This is a genomic window from Brevundimonas sp. LF-1, from assembly GCF_037055305.1.
In the GTDB taxonomy this organism is placed as follows: domain Bacteria; phylum Pseudomonadota; class Alphaproteobacteria; order Caulobacterales; family Caulobacteraceae; genus Brevundimonas; species Brevundimonas sanguinis.
Genome location: NZ_CP146349.1, coordinates 970,784 through 987,405, shown reverse-complemented (window position 1 = coordinate 987,405; position 16,622 = coordinate 970,784). Strand labels below are relative to the sequence as shown.

16 protein-coding genes and 1 pseudogene are annotated in these 16,622 nt (G+C 68.3%); 11 read left to right on the top strand and 6 right to left on the bottom strand.

All coding sequences use genetic code 11. The features are described from left to right. Positions 1-2: 2 nt before the first annotated feature. Positions 3-485 carry a transcription elongation factor GreA gene (gene greA / locus V8F63_RS05240; RefSeq protein ID WP_303704952.1) on the bottom strand — a complete coding sequence of 161 codons (483 nt, stop codon included), beginning with the start codon at positions 483-485 and terminating at the stop codon, positions 3-5. Between the two features lie 47 nt (positions 486-532). Here greA and V8F63_RS05235 point away from each other — a divergent pair, with 47 nt between their 5' ends. The 3 genes from V8F63_RS05235 (at position 533) to V8F63_RS05225 (ending at position 4,747) form a co-directional block, all read left to right on the top strand. Beyond that, positions 533-1,747, top strand: a complete 1,215-nt coding sequence (locus V8F63_RS05235) for a TIGR03862 family flavoprotein (RefSeq protein ID WP_392354710.1) — start codon at positions 533-535, stop codon at positions 1,745-1,747. A gap of 72 nt (positions 1,748-1,819) precedes the next feature. Further along, complete coding sequence (locus tag V8F63_RS05230; protein WP_392354709.1) at positions 1,820-3,583, top strand: M28 family peptidase; 1,764 nt, start codon at positions 1,820-1,822, stop codon at positions 3,581-3,583. A gap of 18 nt (positions 3,584-3,601) precedes the next feature. Further along, entirely contained in the window at positions 3,602-4,747 is a 1,146-nt protein-coding gene (locus tag V8F63_RS05225; RefSeq protein WP_392354708.1) for a serine hydrolase domain-containing protein, read from the top strand. A gap of 159 nt (positions 4,748-4,906) precedes the next feature. Here V8F63_RS05225 and V8F63_RS05220 read toward each other — a convergent pair whose 3' ends face one another. From V8F63_RS05220 to V8F63_RS05210, 3 genes are all read right to left on the bottom strand, one after another. Then, a complete protein-coding gene (locus V8F63_RS05220) occupies positions 4,907-5,380 on the bottom strand; it encodes a hypothetical protein (protein ID WP_392354707.1) in 474 nt (157 codons plus the stop codon). A gap of 139 nt (positions 5,381-5,519) precedes the next feature. Beyond that, complete coding sequence (gene rarD, locus V8F63_RS05215; RefSeq protein ID WP_134582003.1) at positions 5,520-6,524, bottom strand: EamA family transporter RarD; 1,005 nt, start codon at positions 6,522-6,524, stop codon at positions 5,520-5,522. Between the two features lie 104 nt (positions 6,525-6,628). After that, positions 6,629-7,675, bottom strand: coding sequence for an aspartate-semialdehyde dehydrogenase (locus tag V8F63_RS05210; RefSeq protein WP_392354706.1), 1,047 nt, complete (start codon positions 7,673-7,675; stop codon positions 6,629-6,631). 148 nt (positions 7,676-7,823) lie between these two features. Between V8F63_RS05210 and zapE the strand changes: the two genes are divergently transcribed. Further along, positions 7,824-8,936, top strand: coding sequence for a cell division protein ZapE (gene zapE, locus V8F63_RS05205; protein WP_392354705.1), 1,113 nt, complete (start codon positions 7,824-7,826; stop codon positions 8,934-8,936). Positions 8,937-9,183: 247 nt separating this feature from the next. Here zapE and mdh read toward each other — a convergent pair whose 3' ends face one another. Next, on the bottom strand, positions 9,184-10,146 hold the full coding sequence (gene mdh / locus V8F63_RS05200; RefSeq protein ID WP_025976503.1) for a malate dehydrogenase: 963 nt from the start codon (positions 10,144-10,146) through the stop codon (positions 9,184-9,186). A gap of 140 nt (positions 10,147-10,286) precedes the next feature. On the opposite strand from mdh, the gene V8F63_RS05195 reads away from it, so the two are divergent. The 7 genes and pseudogenes from V8F63_RS05195 to V8F63_RS05165 all read left to right on the top strand — a co-directional run bounded on the left by V8F63_RS05195 (position 10,287) and on the right by V8F63_RS05165 (position 15,750). Then, on the top strand, positions 10,287-10,712 hold the full coding sequence (locus tag V8F63_RS05195) for an HIT domain-containing protein (RefSeq protein ID WP_392354704.1): 426 nt from the start codon (positions 10,287-10,289) through the stop codon (positions 10,710-10,712). A 242-nt stretch (positions 10,713-10,954) separates the two neighbouring features. Beyond that, entirely contained in the window at positions 10,955-11,299 is a 345-nt protein-coding gene (gene sdhC, locus V8F63_RS05190) for a succinate dehydrogenase, cytochrome b556 subunit (protein WP_392354703.1), read from the top strand. Then, the gene (locus V8F63_RS05185) at positions 11,296-11,691 is read left to right on the top strand and encodes a succinate dehydrogenase (protein WP_392354702.1); all 396 of its coding nucleotides are present in this window, start codon (positions 11,296-11,298) and stop codon (positions 11,689-11,691) included. Before sdhC ends, V8F63_RS05185 begins: the two co-directional genes overlap by 4 nt. 6 nt (positions 11,692-11,697) lie before the next feature. Further along, positions 11,698-13,482, top strand: a complete 1,785-nt coding sequence (gene sdhA, locus V8F63_RS05180; RefSeq protein ID WP_392354701.1) for a succinate dehydrogenase flavoprotein subunit — start codon at positions 11,698-11,700, stop codon at positions 13,480-13,482. A 12-nt stretch (positions 13,483-13,494) separates the two neighbouring features. Further along, positions 13,495-14,291: pseudogene (locus tag V8F63_RS05175) on the top strand (succinate dehydrogenase iron-sulfur subunit). A gap of 171 nt (positions 14,292-14,462) precedes the next feature. Next, positions 14,463-14,783, top strand: a complete 321-nt coding sequence (locus V8F63_RS05170; RefSeq protein ID WP_024354432.1) for a 2Fe-2S iron-sulfur cluster-binding protein — start codon at positions 14,463-14,465, stop codon at positions 14,781-14,783. A gap of 1 nt (position 14,784) precedes the next feature. Beyond that, positions 14,785-15,750 (top strand): kinase, encoded by a 966-nt coding sequence (locus V8F63_RS05165; protein ID WP_392354700.1) that lies wholly within the window; start codon positions 14,785-14,787, stop codon positions 15,748-15,750. Here the strand turns inward: V8F63_RS05165 and V8F63_RS05160 are convergent. Further along, the gene (locus V8F63_RS05160; RefSeq protein WP_392354699.1) at positions 15,726-16,505 is read right to left on the bottom strand and encodes an HAD family hydrolase; all 780 of its coding nucleotides are present in this window, start codon (positions 16,503-16,505) and stop codon (positions 15,726-15,728) included. The genes V8F63_RS05165 and V8F63_RS05160 overlap by 25 nt on opposite strands. Positions 16,506-16,622: the final 117 nt, after the last annotated feature.

Sequence of the window (16,622 nt, the reverse complement as noted above, 5' to 3'; positions counted from 1 at the left end):
CCTCAGCCTTCCTTGATGGCGACGATCTCGACCGACTGGCCCGCGACCGTCGCCTCATCCCCCTCGCGCCGGCCCATCAGGGCCTGGGCCAGGGGCGAGACGTGGCTGACGCTGCCCTTGGCCGGATCGGCCTCGTCCTCGCCGACGATGCGCCAGGTCTGGGTGCGGCCGTCCTCGCGCACGATCGTCACCGTATCCCCGAAGCGGACCTGGCCGTCCGGCGGCGCCTCGACCAGCTGCGCCGTGCTGCGCCGCGCCGACCAGTAGCGCAGGTCGCGGGTCGCCCGCGCCATGGCGGTGCGGTCGGCCTCGATGGAGCCCGCCGCCTGCGCCGCCGTATAGGCCGCCCGCGCGGCCGCCAGTTCGGCCTCGATCTGGGCCAGCCCTTGCGGGGTGACCAGGTTGGGATGCGGCGAGATCGGCCGGTCCGGCAGGTCCGCCGCCGTGGCTTCCAGATCTTCTTCTCGGGTAAAGGCGACGCTCATGACCATCAACATAGGCCCCGGCGCCCATTCCCGCTAGGAAGACGGGGATGACGCCCTCCCCTTCCACAGTCGCCGTGATCGGCGCCGGTCCCGCCGGGCTGATGGCCGCCGAACGCCTGGCGCAGGCGGGCCTGCGCGTCGTGGTGCACGAGCGCATGCCCTCGGTCGCCCGCAAGCTGCTGATGGCCGGGCGCGGCGGGTTGAACCTGACCCATTCGGAACCGCTCGCGCCCTTCCTGAACCGCTACGACTCCGCCGCGCAGGCCCGCATCAAGGGCTGGCTGGACGCCTTTTCGCCCGCCGACCTGATCGAATGGGTCGAGGGGCTGGGCCAGCCCACCTTCATCGGTTCGTCCGGCCGGGTGTTCCCGAAGGCGATGAAGGCCTCGCCCCTGCTGCGCGCCTGGCTGGGGCGGCTGGAAGAGCTGGGCGTCGAGGTCCGCACCCGCTCGCGCTGGATCGGCTGGCAGGGCGAGGCCCTGATGTTCGACACGCCCGAGGGCGAGCGGATCGAGCGCCCCGACGCCGTGATTCTGGCCATGGGCGGCGCCAGCTGGGCGAAACTGGGCTCGGACGCAGCGTGGGTTCCGACGCTGGAGCAGGCGGGCGCCGAAGTGGCCGCCTTCCGGCCCGCCAATGTCGGCTTTGACGTCGCGTGGTCGCCGATCTTCGGCGACCGCTTCGCCGGAACGCCGCTGAAAGGGATCGCGCTGACGCACCAAGGCCGCACCGTGCGCGGCGAGGCCATGATCGCCGCCTATGGCGTCGAGGGCGGCGGCGTCTACGCCCTGTCGGCTGCATTGCGCGAGGCGGTAGAGCGCGACGGATCGACCGTGCTGACGCTCGATCTTCGGCCCGACCTAAGCGTCGAAGCGCTGACCCAGCGCCTGTTGAAACCGCGCGGCAAGGACAGTCTGTCGAACTGGCTGCGCAAGGCCGCGCGGCTGGACGCGGCCGCTGTCGCCCTGTTGCGCGAAGGCGGCCCCCTGCCCGCCGACCCCGCCGAACTGGCCGCCCGGATCAAGGCCGTCGCCCTGGTCCTGACCGGGGTTCAGGGCCTGAGCCGCGCCATCTCCTCGGCCGGGGGCGTGACGCTGGACTCGGTGGACGAGCGGCTGATGCTCAAGGCGCGGCCCGGCGTCTTTGCCGCGGGCGAAATGCTGGACTGGGAGGCGCCGACCGGCGGCTATCTGCTGCAGGCCTCCTTCGCCTCAGGCGTCGTCGCGGCCGACGCCGTGCGCGCCTGGCTGGACGGACGCTGAAGCCTTTCGGGGTCGACAGCGGCGCCCTCAGGGGGCAGCGTGGCGCAAACCTGTCTGAGATCGAGCCCGCCCATGACCCTCGCCCGTTCCGCCGCCGTCGGCCTGATCGCCGTCCTGATGTGTTCGACTTCCGCGCTCGCTCAAACCGGCCGCGTCGACCCGGCCCGGCTGAACGAGGCCACGCGCGTCCTGGCGTCCGACGAATTCGAAGGCCGCGCCCCGGTCACGCCCGGCGAAGACCGCACCATCGCCTGGCTGACGCAGCAGTTTCAGGCGCTGGGCCTCGAACCCGGCGGCCCCAACGGATCGTGGGTGCAGGTCGCCCAGGTCAGCCGCACCAGCCAGGACGGCCCCGCCGCCATCAGCGTCTCCGCTAAGGGCCGCACGACCGAGCTTCAGCGCGCCAAGGACGTCATCGTCTCGTCCGACCGGCCGGTGGACCGCATCACCCTGAGCGACGCGCCGCTGGTCTTCGTCGGCTATGGCGTCGATGCGCCCGAGCGCGGCTGGGACGACTACAAGGGCGTCGATCTGACCGGCAAGATCATGCTGGTCCTGGTCAACGACCCGGACTTCGGCGCGCCCGAAGGCCATCCGGTCGCGGGCAAGTTCGACGGTCAGGCCATGACCTTCTATGGCCGCTGGACCTATAAGTTCCAGGTCGCGGCGGCGCATGGGGCGGCGGGCGTCCTGGTCATCCACGACACGCCCGGCGCGGGCTATCCCTGGTCGACGCTGGAGAATTCCTCGACCGCGCCCAAGTTCGACATCGTCCGCGCCGACCCGGACAAGGAGCGCGTGGCGGCTCAAGGGTGGATTCAGGGCGCCGTCGCCGAACAGCTGTTCCGGGACGCCGGGCTAGACTTCGCCGCCCTGAAGAATCAGGCCCGCACCCCGGACTTCCGCCCCGTGGCGCTGGACGGCGTCACCATGTCCATCGACTTCGGTCAGAAGGCCGATCGGGTCGAGACGCGCAACGTCATCGGCCGCCTGCCGGGAACCAAATATCCCGACGAGACGGTGATGTTCGGCGCTCACTGGGACGCCTATGGCCGCGCCACGCCCAAGAACGGCGACGACATCTATAACGGCGCCGTGGACAATGCGACGGGCGTGGCCGGGATCATGGAGATCGCCCGCCTGTTCGCCGAGGGGCCGCGCCCCGAGCGCTCGACCGTCTTCATCAGCTGGGCGGCGGAAGAAACCGGTCTGCTGGGCGCCGAATACTACGCCGCCAATCCGGTCTGGCCGCTGGAGACGACGGTCGCCAACATCAACATGGACAGCCTGCTGCCGGGGACCGAGATCGACCCGAACATCGTCGTCATCGGCGCGGGCAAGAATGATCTGGACGACCGGCTGGCGGTTCTGGCCGCGCGCGAGGGACGCCGCCTGATCCCCGACCCGGCGCCGCACGCGGGGGCCTTCTATCGCTCGGACCACTTCCCCTGGCGCGCAAGGGCGTACCCGCCCTGTTCGCCGCCGCCGGCTTCACAGGCCACAACGACGCCAGCCGGGACTACGTCGCCAACCGCTATCATCAGCCGACGGACGAATGGACGCCCGACTGGAAGATGGACGCCGCCGCCGCCGATGTTCAGCTGCTGTACGAAGTCGGCCGCGACCTGGCCAATCGCGCGACTGGCCCGCGTGGAAGCCGGGCGACGAGTTCGAAGGCGCCCGCAACGCCTCGGCTTCGGCGCGGAAATAGCGCCCTCCCGTCATCCCGGAAGCGGCGCAGCCGCTATCCGGGACCGCCGGACTCTCAGACAGCGGAAGGTCGGCGCCCTGGCGATCCCGGCTCTCCGCTTCGCTTCGGCCGGGATGACGGTGTAGGAGAGTCTGATGGACCCCATGACCAGCCTCCCCGACCTCCACGGCGTCTGCCCGCCGCGTTTCAATGCGGTGAAGGACGCCTTCGCCGCCAACTTCACCGACGCGCCCGAAGGGCTGAACGAACTGGCCGCGCGTTTCAGCGTGACCATCGACGGCGAGGTGGCGGTGGACCTGTGGGCCGGGTCGGCCGATCTGGCGGGGACCAGGCCGTTCGCCGCGGACACGCTGGTCCCGGTCTTTTCGACCGGCAAGGCGGTGATGGCCTTGATGATCGCGCGCTGCGTCGACAGGGGGCTGTTGTCCTATGAGGACCGGGTCGCCGACCACTGGCCGGCCTTCGGCGCGGCCGGCAAGGACCAGCTGACCGTCGGCCAGTTGATGAGCCACCAGTCCGGCCTGCCGGGCTTTTCCGACGGCGTGGAGCCGGCCATCTGGTTCGACCGTCAGGCGGTGCTCGACAGACTGGCGGCCCAGACGCCGCTGTGGGCGCCGGGCACGGCGTCCGGCTATCACCCGATCACGATCGGCTATCTGGCGGGCGAGTTGTTCCGCATTGTCGACGGGCGGACCATGGGGACGGCTCTGCGCGACGATTTCGCCCAGCCGTTCGATCTGGACCTGTGGATCGGCCTGCCGGAGGCTGAGCACGGCCGCGTCGCCCAACTGCGCAAGCCCGCAGCCGCGCCGGACCTCGGCCCCATCGACGCGATCAAGAAAGCCGCCTTCCTGGATCGCGGCTCGGCGCCGGGCGGGCGCGGCTCGACCGAGTGGCGGATGGCGGAGATTCCGTCGGCCAATCTGCACGCCACGGCCAAGGATCTGGCGCGCATGATGTCCGTCGTCGCCACCGGCGGCGCGCTCGACCATCGGGCGGTGCTGTCGGAGGAAACGCTCGCCCAGGCCACGCGCGAGCGCATCCACGGACCGGACAAGGTGCTGCCTTTCGACATGAGCTGGGCGGCGGGCTTCACCCGCAATCAGGGCCTGAACATCTTCGGCCCCAACCCCGAGGCGGTCGGCCACTGCGGCTGGGGCGGGTCGATGGCGTTCGCCGACCAGGCGGCGGGGGTATCGGCCGCCTATGTCATGACGCGCCAGTCGCCGCATCTGATCGGCGATCCGCGCGCGTTGAGGCTGATCGAGGCTCTTTACGGCGCGCTCTGAATCTTGATCCGCTCATCCCGGCGGACGCCGGGATCCAGTGAGAGCCACAGACACACGCTTCCGCATTATCCGGGCGCGCCAAACGCTCTCGGTCGAGAAAGAAGCCAAAGGACTGGATCCCGGCGTCCGCCGGGATGAGCGGGGTATAGGCGCGGCCCTCTAGGCCTCCGGCCCCCACGCCAGCTGGTCGTGCACGATCAGCCAGCCGTCGACCGTGCGGCGCAGGATGCGGGTGAACAGGCCGCGATGGGTCTTGCCGCCGCGCGTCATCACCGCCCGACCTGAAACCACCGCCGTATTGACGTCGAACTGCATGGTCTCGAACCACTCATAGGACAGCGTCCCCAGCCCGCCGGGCTCGGCGGCGCGGGCGTCCAGCGCCGCGCGCACGCTGTCGGGCCCCTTCAGCGGGGTGTCGCCCAGGAAGACCAGCAGCGGCTCGTCGTGGACATAGGTGGCCATGACCGCGTCGACCTGTCCCGAGGTCCAGGCGGCGGCCGCCGCGTCCAGGGCGTCGCTGACAGCATCGAAGGTCTCGGCCGTGGTCGGCGGCGCGGCGACGGTCGCCGGGGCGCCGGGGGCGGCGGACGGGGCGGCCTCGCGGGCGACCCCAGCGCGGGCGGTGCGGATCACGTCGTCGCCTCCGCCAAGGGCGCCGCTGCTTTGAGCGCAGGCGGAGGTCCCCCGGCGATCAGCACGGACACGGCGAGGGCGGAGAGCAGGCGGGAGCGGATCATCATCCCCTCTCTTTAGGACGGGACGACGCCAGACCTCAACGCGCCGGCGGCGGATTCTCGCCGATGGCGTCCATCCGGTCCTCGGCCGGGTCGTCCAGCAGACCGGGTTCAGGCGCGACAATGGTCTCGGCCGTGGCGGAGGCGCGGCGCACCTTCAGAACGGCGCCGACCGCGAAGACGGCCACGGCGATCCAGATGAAGACGAAGGAGGCGATGCGCAGCGGCCCCAGAGCCTCGCCCTGAAGCGCGCCGATGATGAAGACGATGGTCGGCGCCAAAAACTGCAGGAAGCCCATGCTGGACAGGGGCATCCGCCGCGCCGCCCAGGCGAACAGGGCCAGGGGAATGACCGTCGCCGGTCCAGCGAACAGCAGCCAGAAGACCGAACCGGCCGACTGGGTGAAGTGGCCCGCGCCGCTGGTTTCGATGTGGATCAGCCAGATCAGCCCCGGCAGGGCCAGCAGCAGGCACTCCAGGAAGAGACCCGTCTGGGCGTCGACCGAGACGCGTTTGCGGATGACGCCATAGGCCGCGAACGTCAGCGCCAGGATGATGGACACCCAGGGCGCATGACCCAGGGCGATGGTCTGCAGCAGCACCCCGACCGCCGCCAGGGCCATGGCGATCTTTCCGGCCCAATCGATCTTCTCGCGGAACAGCCAGGCGCCCGCCGCCATGTTCAGCAGCGGGTTCAGATAATAGCCGAGCGAGGCGTCCAGCGTCCGCCCGTTGTTCACGGCGATGATGTAGGTGGTCCAGTTGCCGGCGATCAGCACAGCGGACAGGGCCAGCCATCCCAGCACCTTCGGCTGGCGCAGCACGGCCATGACCTGCGTCCACTGGCGCGACAGCATGACCAGCAGCGCGGCCCAGACCAAGCCCCAGACAGCCCGGTGCCCCATGATCTCCCAGGCGTCCGCCCCCTGCTGGCCCATCTGCTGGAACACCAGGGGCACGAACCCCCAGATCAGGTAGCAGAATACGCCCGCCCCCAGGGCGGCGCGGGCTTCGGACGCAGGAGGAGCAGACGACGCGCTCACGCTGGAAACCTTCGATCCCCGCCGCATCGCCGACGCGGCGGGGTCATGGAGTGCTCAAACCGCCCTCAAGCAGCCTCGCGCCGCGCGCAAGGCGTTAGGGCTTCTTAGACCGTCAAAGTGCGATAGCCGCTCGACGGGGTGATGACGCCGGTCTCGTCCAGCAGTTGGGCGATCTGCACGGCGTTCAGGGCCGCGCCCTTGCGCAGGTTGTCGGACACCACCCAGAACGACAGACCGTGCTCGACGGTCGGGTCCTTGCGGATGCGCGACACATAGACGGCGTGTTCGCCCGCCGCGTCGACCGGGGTGATGTAGCCGTCGTGTTCCTGCTTATCGATGACCTGAACGCCCGGCGCCTCGCGCAGGATTTCGCGCGCCTCGTCCGGCGCGATCGGACGGTCAAACTCGACCGTCACCGCTTCGGAGTGGCCGACGAAGACCGGCACGCGCACGCAGGTGACGGTCAGCTTGATCGAGGGATCGAGCATCTTGTGCGTCTCCTCCCACATCTTGGCCTCTTCGTCGGTATAGCCGTCGTCGCGGAACGAACCGATGTAGGGGATGACGTTGAAGGCGATCTGCTTGGGGAACTTCTTGGGCGTGGCGTCGCCCAGGCCGTAGATGGCCTTGGTCTGGTTCCACAGCTCGTCCATGCCTTCCTTCCCGGCGCCCGACACGGACTGGTAGGTCGAGACGACGACGCGCTTGATCTTGGCCGCATCGTGCAGCGGCTTCAGCGCCACCACCAGTTGGGCGGTCGAGCAGTTGGGGTTGGCGACGATGTTCTTCTTGCGCGCCAGCTTGACCGCGTCGGGGTTCACCTCGGGCACGATCAGCGGCACGTCCGGGTCCTGGCGGAAGGCCGAGGAGTTGTCGATGACGATGGGGCCGGCCTTGCCGATCTTCTCGGACCACTCGCGCGACACCGCGCCGCCGGCGCTCATCAGCACCAGGTCGACGCTGGAGAAGTCGAACTGTTCGATGTCCTCGCACTTGATGGTCCGGTCGCCGAAGGAGACCTCGACGCCCTTGGATTTTCGGGAGGCGATCGCGTGCATTTTCTCGACGGGAAAGTTCACTTCTTCGAGAATGGCCAGAATTTCCCGGCCGACATTGCCGGTGGCGCCTACGACGGCGACGCGATAGCCCATGATGAAATCATCCTTTGTACGGGGGCGTTTGGGAGAAACGCTTCTGCATTTGGGTCCTTCGCAGCCGTGAAGCAACCGGAATCCTCCAAATCGACGCCGGAAACGGCGACCGCCTTTCCCCGGCCCTGTCGGGGGCTATCTGCTGGGCATGACCTCCCGCATCCGCAACGCCTACGACATCCGCGTGGAAGAAGGCGTGATCACGCCCGAACCGGCCCAAGCCGCCCTGATCGGCGCGCTTGAACGGCTGGAGACCGACCTGTCGAAGAAGGGCCTGTTCGGCGCCCAGCCGGCCGTGCGCGGCATCTACATCTGGGGCCCGCCCGGACGCGGCAAGTCGATGCTGATGGACCTCTTCTATTCCTCGACGCCCGAGCAGAAAAAGGTGCGGGCCCACTTCCACGCCTTCATGGCGCGCATCCACGACCTGGTGAAACAGTGGCGCGACGGCACGGCGCGCAGCCGCAAGGAGGTCTTCGGGACCAGCCGGGGCGACGACCCCATTCCGCCGATCGCCGCCCTGATCGCCTCCGAGGCCCGGCTGCTGTGCTTCGACGAGTTGCAGGTCACGGACATCGCCGACGCCATGATCCTGGGCCGTCTGTTCGAGGCCCTGTTCGAGAAGAAGGTGGTGCTGGCCGTCACCTCGAACCGCGCGCCCGAAGACCTCTACAAGAACGGCATCAACCGCCAGCTCTTCCTACCCTTCATCGACATCCTCCGTCAGCGCTGCGACGTGGTCGAGACGGCCGGCGCCCGCGACTTCCGCCTGGACCGCATGGCCGGGGCCAAGGTCTGGTTCTCGCCGCTGGACGCCGAGGCGCGGCAGGGCTTCGAGACCCTGTGGTCGGACCTGAAGGGCGGCGAGACGGAGGAGCCCATCGCCCTGCCGGTGCTCGGCCGCGAGGTGAAGCTGGAGCGTACGGTCGGCGCCATGGCGCGCGCGACCTTTGACGAGCTATGCGGCCGCCCGCTGGGGCCGCAGGACTATCTGGCCGTCGCCCGGCGCTTCCACACCCTGTTCCTGGCTGACGTGCCCCTGCTCAGCCCGGCCAACCACCACGAGGCGCGCCGTCTGGTGACGTTGGTGGACGCGCTTTACGAGGCCAAGACCCGGCTTGTGGTTCTGGCCCAGGCCGCGCCGGAGGCCCTCTACGTCGAAGGCGTCGGCGCCTTCGAGTTCGAACGCACCGTCTCGCGCTTCAACGAGATGCGCAGCGCCGACTGGCTGGAGCAGCGCGAAGAAGCAGAGGCGGCGTAGGCCTCTCCTTCCGCTCATCCCGGCGGACGCCGGGATCCAGTACGAACCCCGCGCACCGCATTTCAGAGCGCCGCTTCACCAGCGCCGTACTCGGGGCCAAAGCACTGGGTCCCGGCGTCCGCCGGGATGAGCGGTTGCTACGTGTATGGCGCACAAAAAAGGGGCCGCGCCTTCCAGCACGACCCCTTTCCATTCGGACGCCTAAGCGCTCAAGCAGCGAGCCGCCGCGCGGCTCGCGTTAGCGCCCTCAAGCCAAGGAAGGCTCGATGTCCTTACAGGCCTGGATCAGGCCCTGGACCGAGGCGACCGACTTGGCGAACATCGCCTTTTCGTCGTCGTTGGTGGTGAACTCGACGATCTTCTCGACGCCGTTCGCGCCGATCATCGCCGGGACGCCTACGTAGAGGTCCGACAGGCCGTATTCGCCCGACAGCCACACGGCGCACGGCAGGACGCGCTTCTGGTCCAGCAGGTAGGACTTGGCCATCGCAATCGCGCTCTCGGCCGGGGCGTAGAAGGCCGAGCCGGTCTTCAGCAGGGCGACGATCTCGCCGCCGCCCTTGCGGGTGCGCTCGACGATGGCGTCCAGGTCGGCCTGGCTCAGGAAGCCGGCGGCGACGGCGTCGGGCAGCGGCAGGCCGCCCACGGTCGAGTGGCGCACCATCGGCACCATGTCGTCGCCGTGGCCGCCCAGGGTCCAGGCGTGGATGTCCTGCACCGACACGCCGGTCTTTTCAGCCAGGAAATAGGCGAAGCGGGCCGAGTCCAGCACGCCGGCCATGCCGATGACCTTCTCCTTGGGCAGGCCTGAGAACTTCTGCAGGGCCCAGACCATGGCGTCGAGCGGGTTGGTGATGCAGATGACGAAGGCGTTGGGGGCGTGCTGCTTGATGCCCTCGCCGACGGCCTTCATCACTTTCAGATTGATGCCGATCAGGTCGTCGCGGCTCATGCCCGGCTTGCGCGGCACGCCGGCGGTGACGATGCAGACGTCGGCGCCCGCGATGTCGGCGTAGTCGTTGGCGCCCTTCAGGGCCACGTCCTGACCGAAGACGGCCGAGGCTTCAGCGATGTCGAGGGCTTTGCCTTGCGGCGTGCCTTCGGCGATGTCGAACAGGATGACGTCGCCCAGCGCTTCGCGCGCGGCCACATGGGCCAGGGTTCCGCCGATCATTCCGGCGCCGATGAGGGCGATCTTCGCGCGAGCCATTCAGGTCTCTCCAGTCGATATTGCGTGTGCGAAACGGTAGTCGCTGGAACGGCGGTCTAGACCTGTCGGCGGGTCGCGGCAAGCGTTCGGGGATACGGCTTTCGTCGTTGCGCCCCCGCCGGCGGCTGTCACGGTTCCCCATGATCTCGCCTTTAGACTTCCGCGCCGATCCCGCCTTTGAGGCGGCCTCCGTCTTCGCCGCCGACTGGCCGCTGTGCCAGATCCGCTTTCAGGACGACGCCCGTTTCCCGTGGTTGATCCTGCTGCCCCGCGTGGCCGGGGCGGTGGAACTTGAGGACCTATCGCTCGCCCAGCGCGCCCTGCTCACCGAAGAAATCGTGCGGGCCGGGGCCTTGGTGCGCGAACTGGGCGCTCTGCGCGATCAACCGGCGGACAAGCTGAACGTCGCCGCCCTGGGCAATGTCACCGCCCAGCTTCACATTCACGTGGTCGGGCGTCGCCGGGACGATCCGCTGTGGCCTGACCCGGTCTGGGGGCGGCCGGGGGCGGTTCCGTGCACGACGGCGACGCGCCAAACGGCGCTGTCGCATATCGCAGCCTTTTGATTGGCGTTCGCAGGCAGAACTTGACGGGAATCGGCCCGCTTCGTTGACACCCCCGTCCGCGTCACTAAAGCCTGTTGCACTGCAATCCGGCCCTGAAATTCCTCGGGTTTTTTGAGAATCATTCGCATGTCGAACACTCCCCGGCTGCGGGCGAAACTGGCGACCGGACGGGCCGCTACGTCCGTCACCCCAACGGGCACGTCGCACCGATGTCGCCCTTCACCGATATCTGGCGCTGGCACATGACCATGGTCGCGTCGATCCTGTTCCGCGTCACCATCGGCGCGGCCAGCGTGGGCGCGGTCCTGCTGCTGGGCTGGGTCGCCGCCGCCGCCTCGGGGCCGGACGCCTTCGCCTCGGTCGCCGCCGTCTCGGGCTCGCCGTTCGGCCTGTTCATGTGGTTCGGCCTGACGTGGGTGCTGTTCTCCTTCCTGCTGAACGGCGCCCGCCACCTGATCAACGACGCGGGTCGCGGCCTGACCATCAAGTCGGCCAACCTGCTGGCTCAGATCGCCGTCTGGGGCCCGATCGTCCTGGCCGTCCTGTTCTGGGTCGTGCTGTTCGCTGCTGGAAAGGTTTCGCTGTGAGCGCCGCCCCCAAGTTCAAGAACAATGTGAAAATCTCCGAGCGTCACGGCGCCTCGGAATGGAAAGTCGAGAAGCTGGCGCTGCTGGCCCTGATGCCGCTGGGCCTGTGGGTCCTGTCGTCGGGCTTCACCCTGGCGGGCGCCGATTACGGCGCGGTCGTCGCCTGGTTCGGCAGCACGCTGAACGCCGGGCTTGCGGCCGTGACGGCGGCGGTCTTCTGCCTGTTCGCCAGCCTGGCCTGGAAGGTGATCATCGAGGACTACGTCCCCGCCGGTTCCCGCTCCAGCCTGATCCTGGTTTCGAACCTGGTCTTCCTCGTGCTGGCGGCCGCCAGCATCTTCTTCATCGTGCGTCTGGCGCTGGGCTCGGCCCCGCTGCCGGCCGGAGTCTGATCCGCCATGGCTGCTTACGAGCTTATTGATCACGAATACGACGTCGTCGTCGTCGGCGCCGGCGGCTCGGGCCTGCGCGCGGCCCTCGGCGCCGCCCAGCAGGGCCTGAAGGTCGCCTGCGTCACCAAGGTCTTCCCGACCCGCTCGCATACCGTGGCGGCGCAAGGCGGCATCTCCGCTTCGCTGGGCAACATGGGCGAGGACAGCTGGCAGTGGCACATGTACGACACCGTCAAGGGGTCGGACTGGCTGGGCGACCAGGACGCCATCGAATACCTGGTCCGCAACGCGCCCCAGGCCGTCTATGAGCTGGAACACTGGGGCGTGCCCTTCAGCCGCACCGACGAAGGCAAGATCTATCAGCGCGCCTTCGGCGGCATGACCCGCAACTTCGGCGAAGGCCCGGTGCAGCGCACCTGCGCCGCCGCCGACCGCACCGGCCACGCCATCCTGCACACCCTCTACGGCCAGTCGGTCCGTCGGGAAGTGAAGTTCTTCGTCGAATACTTCGCCCTGGACCTGATCATGCAGGACGGCGCCTGCACCGGCGTCACCGCGCTTCAGCTCGACAACGGCCAGATGCACCAGTTCCGCGCCAAAATGGTGGTGCTGGCGACCGGCGGTTACGGCCGGGCCTACTTCTCGGCCACCTCGGCCCACACCTGCACCGGCGACGGCAACGCCATGGTGCTGCGCGCCGGCCTGCCGCTGCAGGACATGGAGTTCGTGCAGTTCCACCCGACCGGCATTTACGGCGCCGGCTGCCTGATCACCGAGGGCGCCCGCGGTGAAGGCGGCTATCTGACCAACTCGGAAGGCGAGCGCTTCATGGAGCGCTATGCGCCGACCGTGAAGGATCTGGCCCCGCGCGACATGGTCAGCCGCTCCATGACCATCGAAATCCGCGAAGGCCGCGGCGTGGGTCCGAACAAGGACCACATCTTCCTGCACCTGGATCACCTTGATCCGGCCGTGCTGCACGCCCGCCTGCCGGGCATCTCGGAATCGGCCAAGATCTTCGCCGGCGTGGATGTGACCAAGGAGCCGATCCCGGTCATCCCGACCGTCCACTACAACATGGGCGGCATCCCGACGAACTATCACGGCGAGGTGCTGACGCTGCGCGACGGCAACCCCGACAGCGTGGTGCCGGGCCTGATGGCCGTGGGCGAGGCGGGCTGCGTCTCGGTGCACGGCGCCAACCGCCTGGGCTCCAACTCCTTGACCGACCTGGTGGTGTTCGGCCGCGCCGTCGGCCTGCGCTGCGGCGAGGTCGTGGACAAGAACTCGGCCGTGCCTTCGGCCTCCAAGGCCCAGACCGACCAGCACATCGCGCGCCTGGACCGCTTCCGCAACGCCTCGGGTTCGACCCCGACCGCTCACCTGCGTCTAGACATGCAGCGCGCCATGCAGGCCGACGCGGCCGTGTTCCGCACCGGCAAGACCCTTGAAGAAGGCGTGGCCAAGCTGCGCTCGATCGAGGCCGCCGGCGCCGACATCAAGACCACGGATCGCGGCCTGATCTGGAACACCGACCTGGTCGAGACGCTGGAATACGACAACCTGATCTCGCAGGCCCTGGTCACCATCGAAGGCGCGCTGAACCGCACGGAATCGCGCGGCGCCCACGCCCGCGAGGACTTCCCCGACCGCGACGACGAAAACTGGATGAAGCACACCCTGGCGTGGAAGCGTCCGGGCGAGGGCGTCCAGATCGATTATCGCCCGGTGCACAAATACACGATGACCGACGAGGTCTCTTACATCGAGCCCCGGGCTCGGGTGTACTAAGGAGGATTGCAGATGGTTCAGCTCAACCTCCCGCGGGGCTCCAAGCCCACGACCGGCAAGGTCCACAAGGCCCCGGCCGGCGCGAAGAACGTCAAGACCTACAAGGTCTATCGCTACGACCCGGAAACTGACGCCGATCCGCGCTGGGACGTCTATGAGGTCTCGGCCGACGATCACGGCCCGATGCTTCTGGACGCCCTGATCCACATCAAGAACGAGATCGACCCCACCCTGTCGTTCCGCCGTTCGTGCCGTGAAGGCATCTGCGGCTCGTGCTCGATGAACGTCGACGGCCGCAACGCCCTGGCCTGCACCAAGGGCTGGGCCGAGTGCTCGTCGCACAACATCACCATCGCCCCCTGCCCCACCAGCCGGTGGTGAAGGACCTGGTGACGGACCTGTCGCTGTTCTACGCCCAGTACGACTCCATCCAGCCCTACCTGCAGTCCGACCTTCCGGACCCGGAGAAGGAGCGCCTGCAGTCGCCGGAAGACCGCGAAAAGCTGGACGGCCTTTACGAGTGCATCCTGTGCGCCTGCTGCTCGACCTCGTGCCCGAGCTACTGGTGGAACCAGGAAGAGTATCTCGGCCCGGCGGCCCTGCTGCAGTCCTATCGCTGGATCGCCGACAGCCGCGATGACGCCACCCAGAAGCGCCTCGACGACCTCGAGGACCCCTTCAAGCTGTATCGCTGCCACACGATCATGAACTGCGCCCAGGTCTGCCCCAAGGGGCTGAACCCGGCCAAGGCGATCGCCGAGACCAAGAAGCTGATGGTCTCGCCGTCGCGCAAGAAGACCGCCGCCTGATCTTTTCCTCCCCACTTCGTGGGGAGGGGGACCACGTAGTGGTGGAGGGGCTTCGCGACGGCGGAAGCAGATCGCCCCTCCGTCACGTCGGCTGCGCCTCCACGCCACCTCCCCACTTGCGTGGGGAGGAGAAGGCTTGCCAAGCCTGCATCCAGGGTTAAGACCGCTTCCATGCCCAAGATCACCTACATCGAGCACGACGGGACCGAGCACACGGTCGAGGTCAAGAAGGGCCTGTCCGTGATGGAGGGCGCGATCCGCAACAATGTGCCGGGCATCGACGCCGATTGCGGCGGGGCCTGCGCCTGCGCCACCTGCCACGTCTACGTCGATCCGGATTTCGCGGCCGAGACGGGCCGTCCCTCGGCGATGGAGGAGTCCATGCTGGACTTCGCCGAGAACGTGGAGCCGAACAGCCGCCTGTCCTGCCAGATCCGCGTCACCGACGATCTGGACGGCCTGATCGTCCGCCTGCCGCAAAGCCAGCACTGACATGGTCGACGCCCGGCTGCTGGACGCGGTCGGGTCTCTGGTCGCGGCCCACGCGCGGCCGGACCACATCCCCCTGATCGGCATCGCGGGGGCCCAGGGCTCCGGCAAAACGACACTGGCGCGGGCTGCCGCCGACCGGCTGGGCGCCGCGCACCTATCGCTGGACGACGTCTATCTGACGAAGACGGAGCGCCAGGCCCTCGCCCGAGACGTCCACCCGCTGTTCGCCGTGCGCGGCCCGCCCGGCACGCACGACCTGGCCTTGCTGGAGGCCGCAGTCGCCGCCCTGCGCGCCGCCGAGCCCGACAGCCGCACGCCCCTGCCCGCCTTCGACAAGCTGGCCGATGATCGCGCCCCCAGAACGGACTGGCCTGTGTTTGCGGGCCGCCCGTCGGCGGTGCTGATCGACGGCTGGTGTCTGGGCGCGACGCCGCAGGCTGAGACGGAGCTGGACCTGCCGATCAATGCTCTGGAAATCGAACGCGATGGCGACGGGACGTGGCGGCGCGCCGTCAACGCCGCCTTGGCCGGCGCCTACGCCGAAACCTTCGCCCGCTTCGACGCCATCCTGTTCCTGAAGACGCCATCCTTCGACGCGGTGCTCGACTGGCGCTGCGAACAGGAGGCGGGCCTGATGGGCCTGCCCCTCGCTGAACTGCCGCCCGCGCGGCGCGCCGACCTGGCCGTCTTCATCCAGCATTTCGAGCGCATCACCCGCCCCATGCTGGCCGGCGGGGTGCGGGCGGATGTGACGGTTGCGCTGGACCGCCAAAGACATCCCTTCTCCCCTGTGGGAGAAGGTGGCCCGTCAGGGCCGGATGAGGTGTCGGCGCGACGCCGCGGATTCTACAGACGACGCGGACTTGATCGGATACGGGGCGCTCACCCCTCATCCGTCAGGCTCCGCCTGCCACCTTCTCCCACAAGGGGAGAAGGAAAGAGTCAGTCCGCCGGCATGCGGCCGTAGTTAACGGCCATGCGGCCGATCAGGCCCTTGACGATCAGGTCGACCGGCGAGCCTTCGCGATAGTCGCCCGCCGCGACGAAGTTGACGCGGTCCTCCGAGATCAGGCGATGGATCTTGTCGTGGTCACGCGGCGTGCTGTCGGGGTCATAGACGGCGATGGAGAAGCCGCCCTTGGTGTGCATCATCTTCATGGTCGGCACATCGGTGTCGCCGTCGCCCAGGAAGATCATTCGGTCGAACGGAATAGGCCGCTCCTCGTCGGGGATGAAGCGGTTGATGCGCTCGTCCTCCCAGTGGTTGTGCACGCCCTTGTTGATGCGGAACAGATACTGGGTCTTGGTGGTGTAGTTGACGCCCACGGCCGGCCACACCGCCACATCGTCCGCGTCATAGGCGTATTTCGAAGCGAACACGTGGGTGAAGGCCTCGGCGATGGGGCAGCCCTCGATCATCTCGGTCAGGCCCGCCGAGATGATGTAGTGCTCGATCTCCAGACCGTACTGGGCGCCGAAGGCGTTCATGCGGTCGAACCAGCTGCGGTCGCGCAGACCCTCGAACAGGGCCACGTCGCGCCCGTGATCGCGCAGCGTCTGGCGCGTCACCGGCGTGCCCTGCTCGCGCGCGGCCAGCAGCATCATCTGCATGTACATCAGGATGCCGTCGCCGTCGGCGGCGATGGTCCGGGGACGGACGGTCTCGTTCCAGAACTGGGCCGGCGTCATTCCGATCGAAGGGATGAAGCTGACCTCCTGCATGTTCCCCGGGCCAGCGTCCCGTCGAAATCATAGATGATGGCGGTCTTGAGCAGGGGGCGGGGCGTGTCGGCCATGGGTTTCCCAAGTGGCGAGTGGCGAGTGGCGAGTGGCGAGTGG

Coding starts and splice junctions, on each gene's coding strand:
- V8F63_RS05160 (WP_392354699.1), bottom strand. CDS start 16,505: ATGCAGGAGGTCAGCTTCATCCCTTCGATCGGAATGACGCCGGCCCAG.
- sdhC (WP_392354703.1), top strand. CDS start 10,955: ATGACCATGGTCGCGTCGATCCTGTTCCGCGTCACCATCGGCGCGGCC.
- greA (WP_303704952.1), bottom strand. CDS start 485: ATGAGCGTCGCCTTTACCCGAGAAGAAGATCTGGAAGCCACGGCGGCG.
- zapE (WP_392354705.1), top strand. CDS start 7,824: ATGACCTCCCGCATCCGCAACGCCTACGACATCCGCGTGGAAGAAGGC.
- V8F63_RS05230 (WP_392354709.1), top strand. CDS start 1,820: ATGACCCTCGCCCGTTCCGCCGCCGTCGGCCTGATCGCCGTCCTGATG.
- V8F63_RS05225 (WP_392354708.1), top strand. CDS start 3,602: ATGACCAGCCTCCCCGACCTCCACGGCGTCTGCCCGCCGCGTTTCAAT.
- V8F63_RS05165 (WP_392354700.1), top strand. CDS start 14,785: ATGGTCGACGCCCGGCTGCTGGACGCGGTCGGGTCTCTGGTCGCGGCC.
- V8F63_RS05170 (WP_024354432.1), top strand. CDS start 14,463: ATGCCCAAGATCACCTACATCGAGCACGACGGGACCGAGCACACGGTC.
- V8F63_RS05210 (WP_392354706.1), bottom strand. CDS start 7,675: ATGGGCTATCGCGTCGCCGTCGTAGGCGCCACCGGCAATGTCGGCCGG.
- V8F63_RS05235 (WP_392354710.1), top strand. CDS start 533: ATGACGCCCTCCCCTTCCACAGTCGCCGTGATCGGCGCCGGTCCCGCC.
- V8F63_RS05195 (WP_392354704.1), top strand. CDS start 10,287: ATGATCTCGCCTTTAGACTTCCGCGCCGATCCCGCCTTTGAGGCGGCC.
- sdhA (WP_392354701.1), top strand. CDS start 11,698: ATGGCTGCTTACGAGCTTATTGATCACGAATACGACGTCGTCGTCGTC.
- mdh (WP_025976503.1), bottom strand. CDS start 10,146: ATGGCTCGCGCGAAGATCGCCCTCATCGGCGCCGGAATGATCGGCGGA.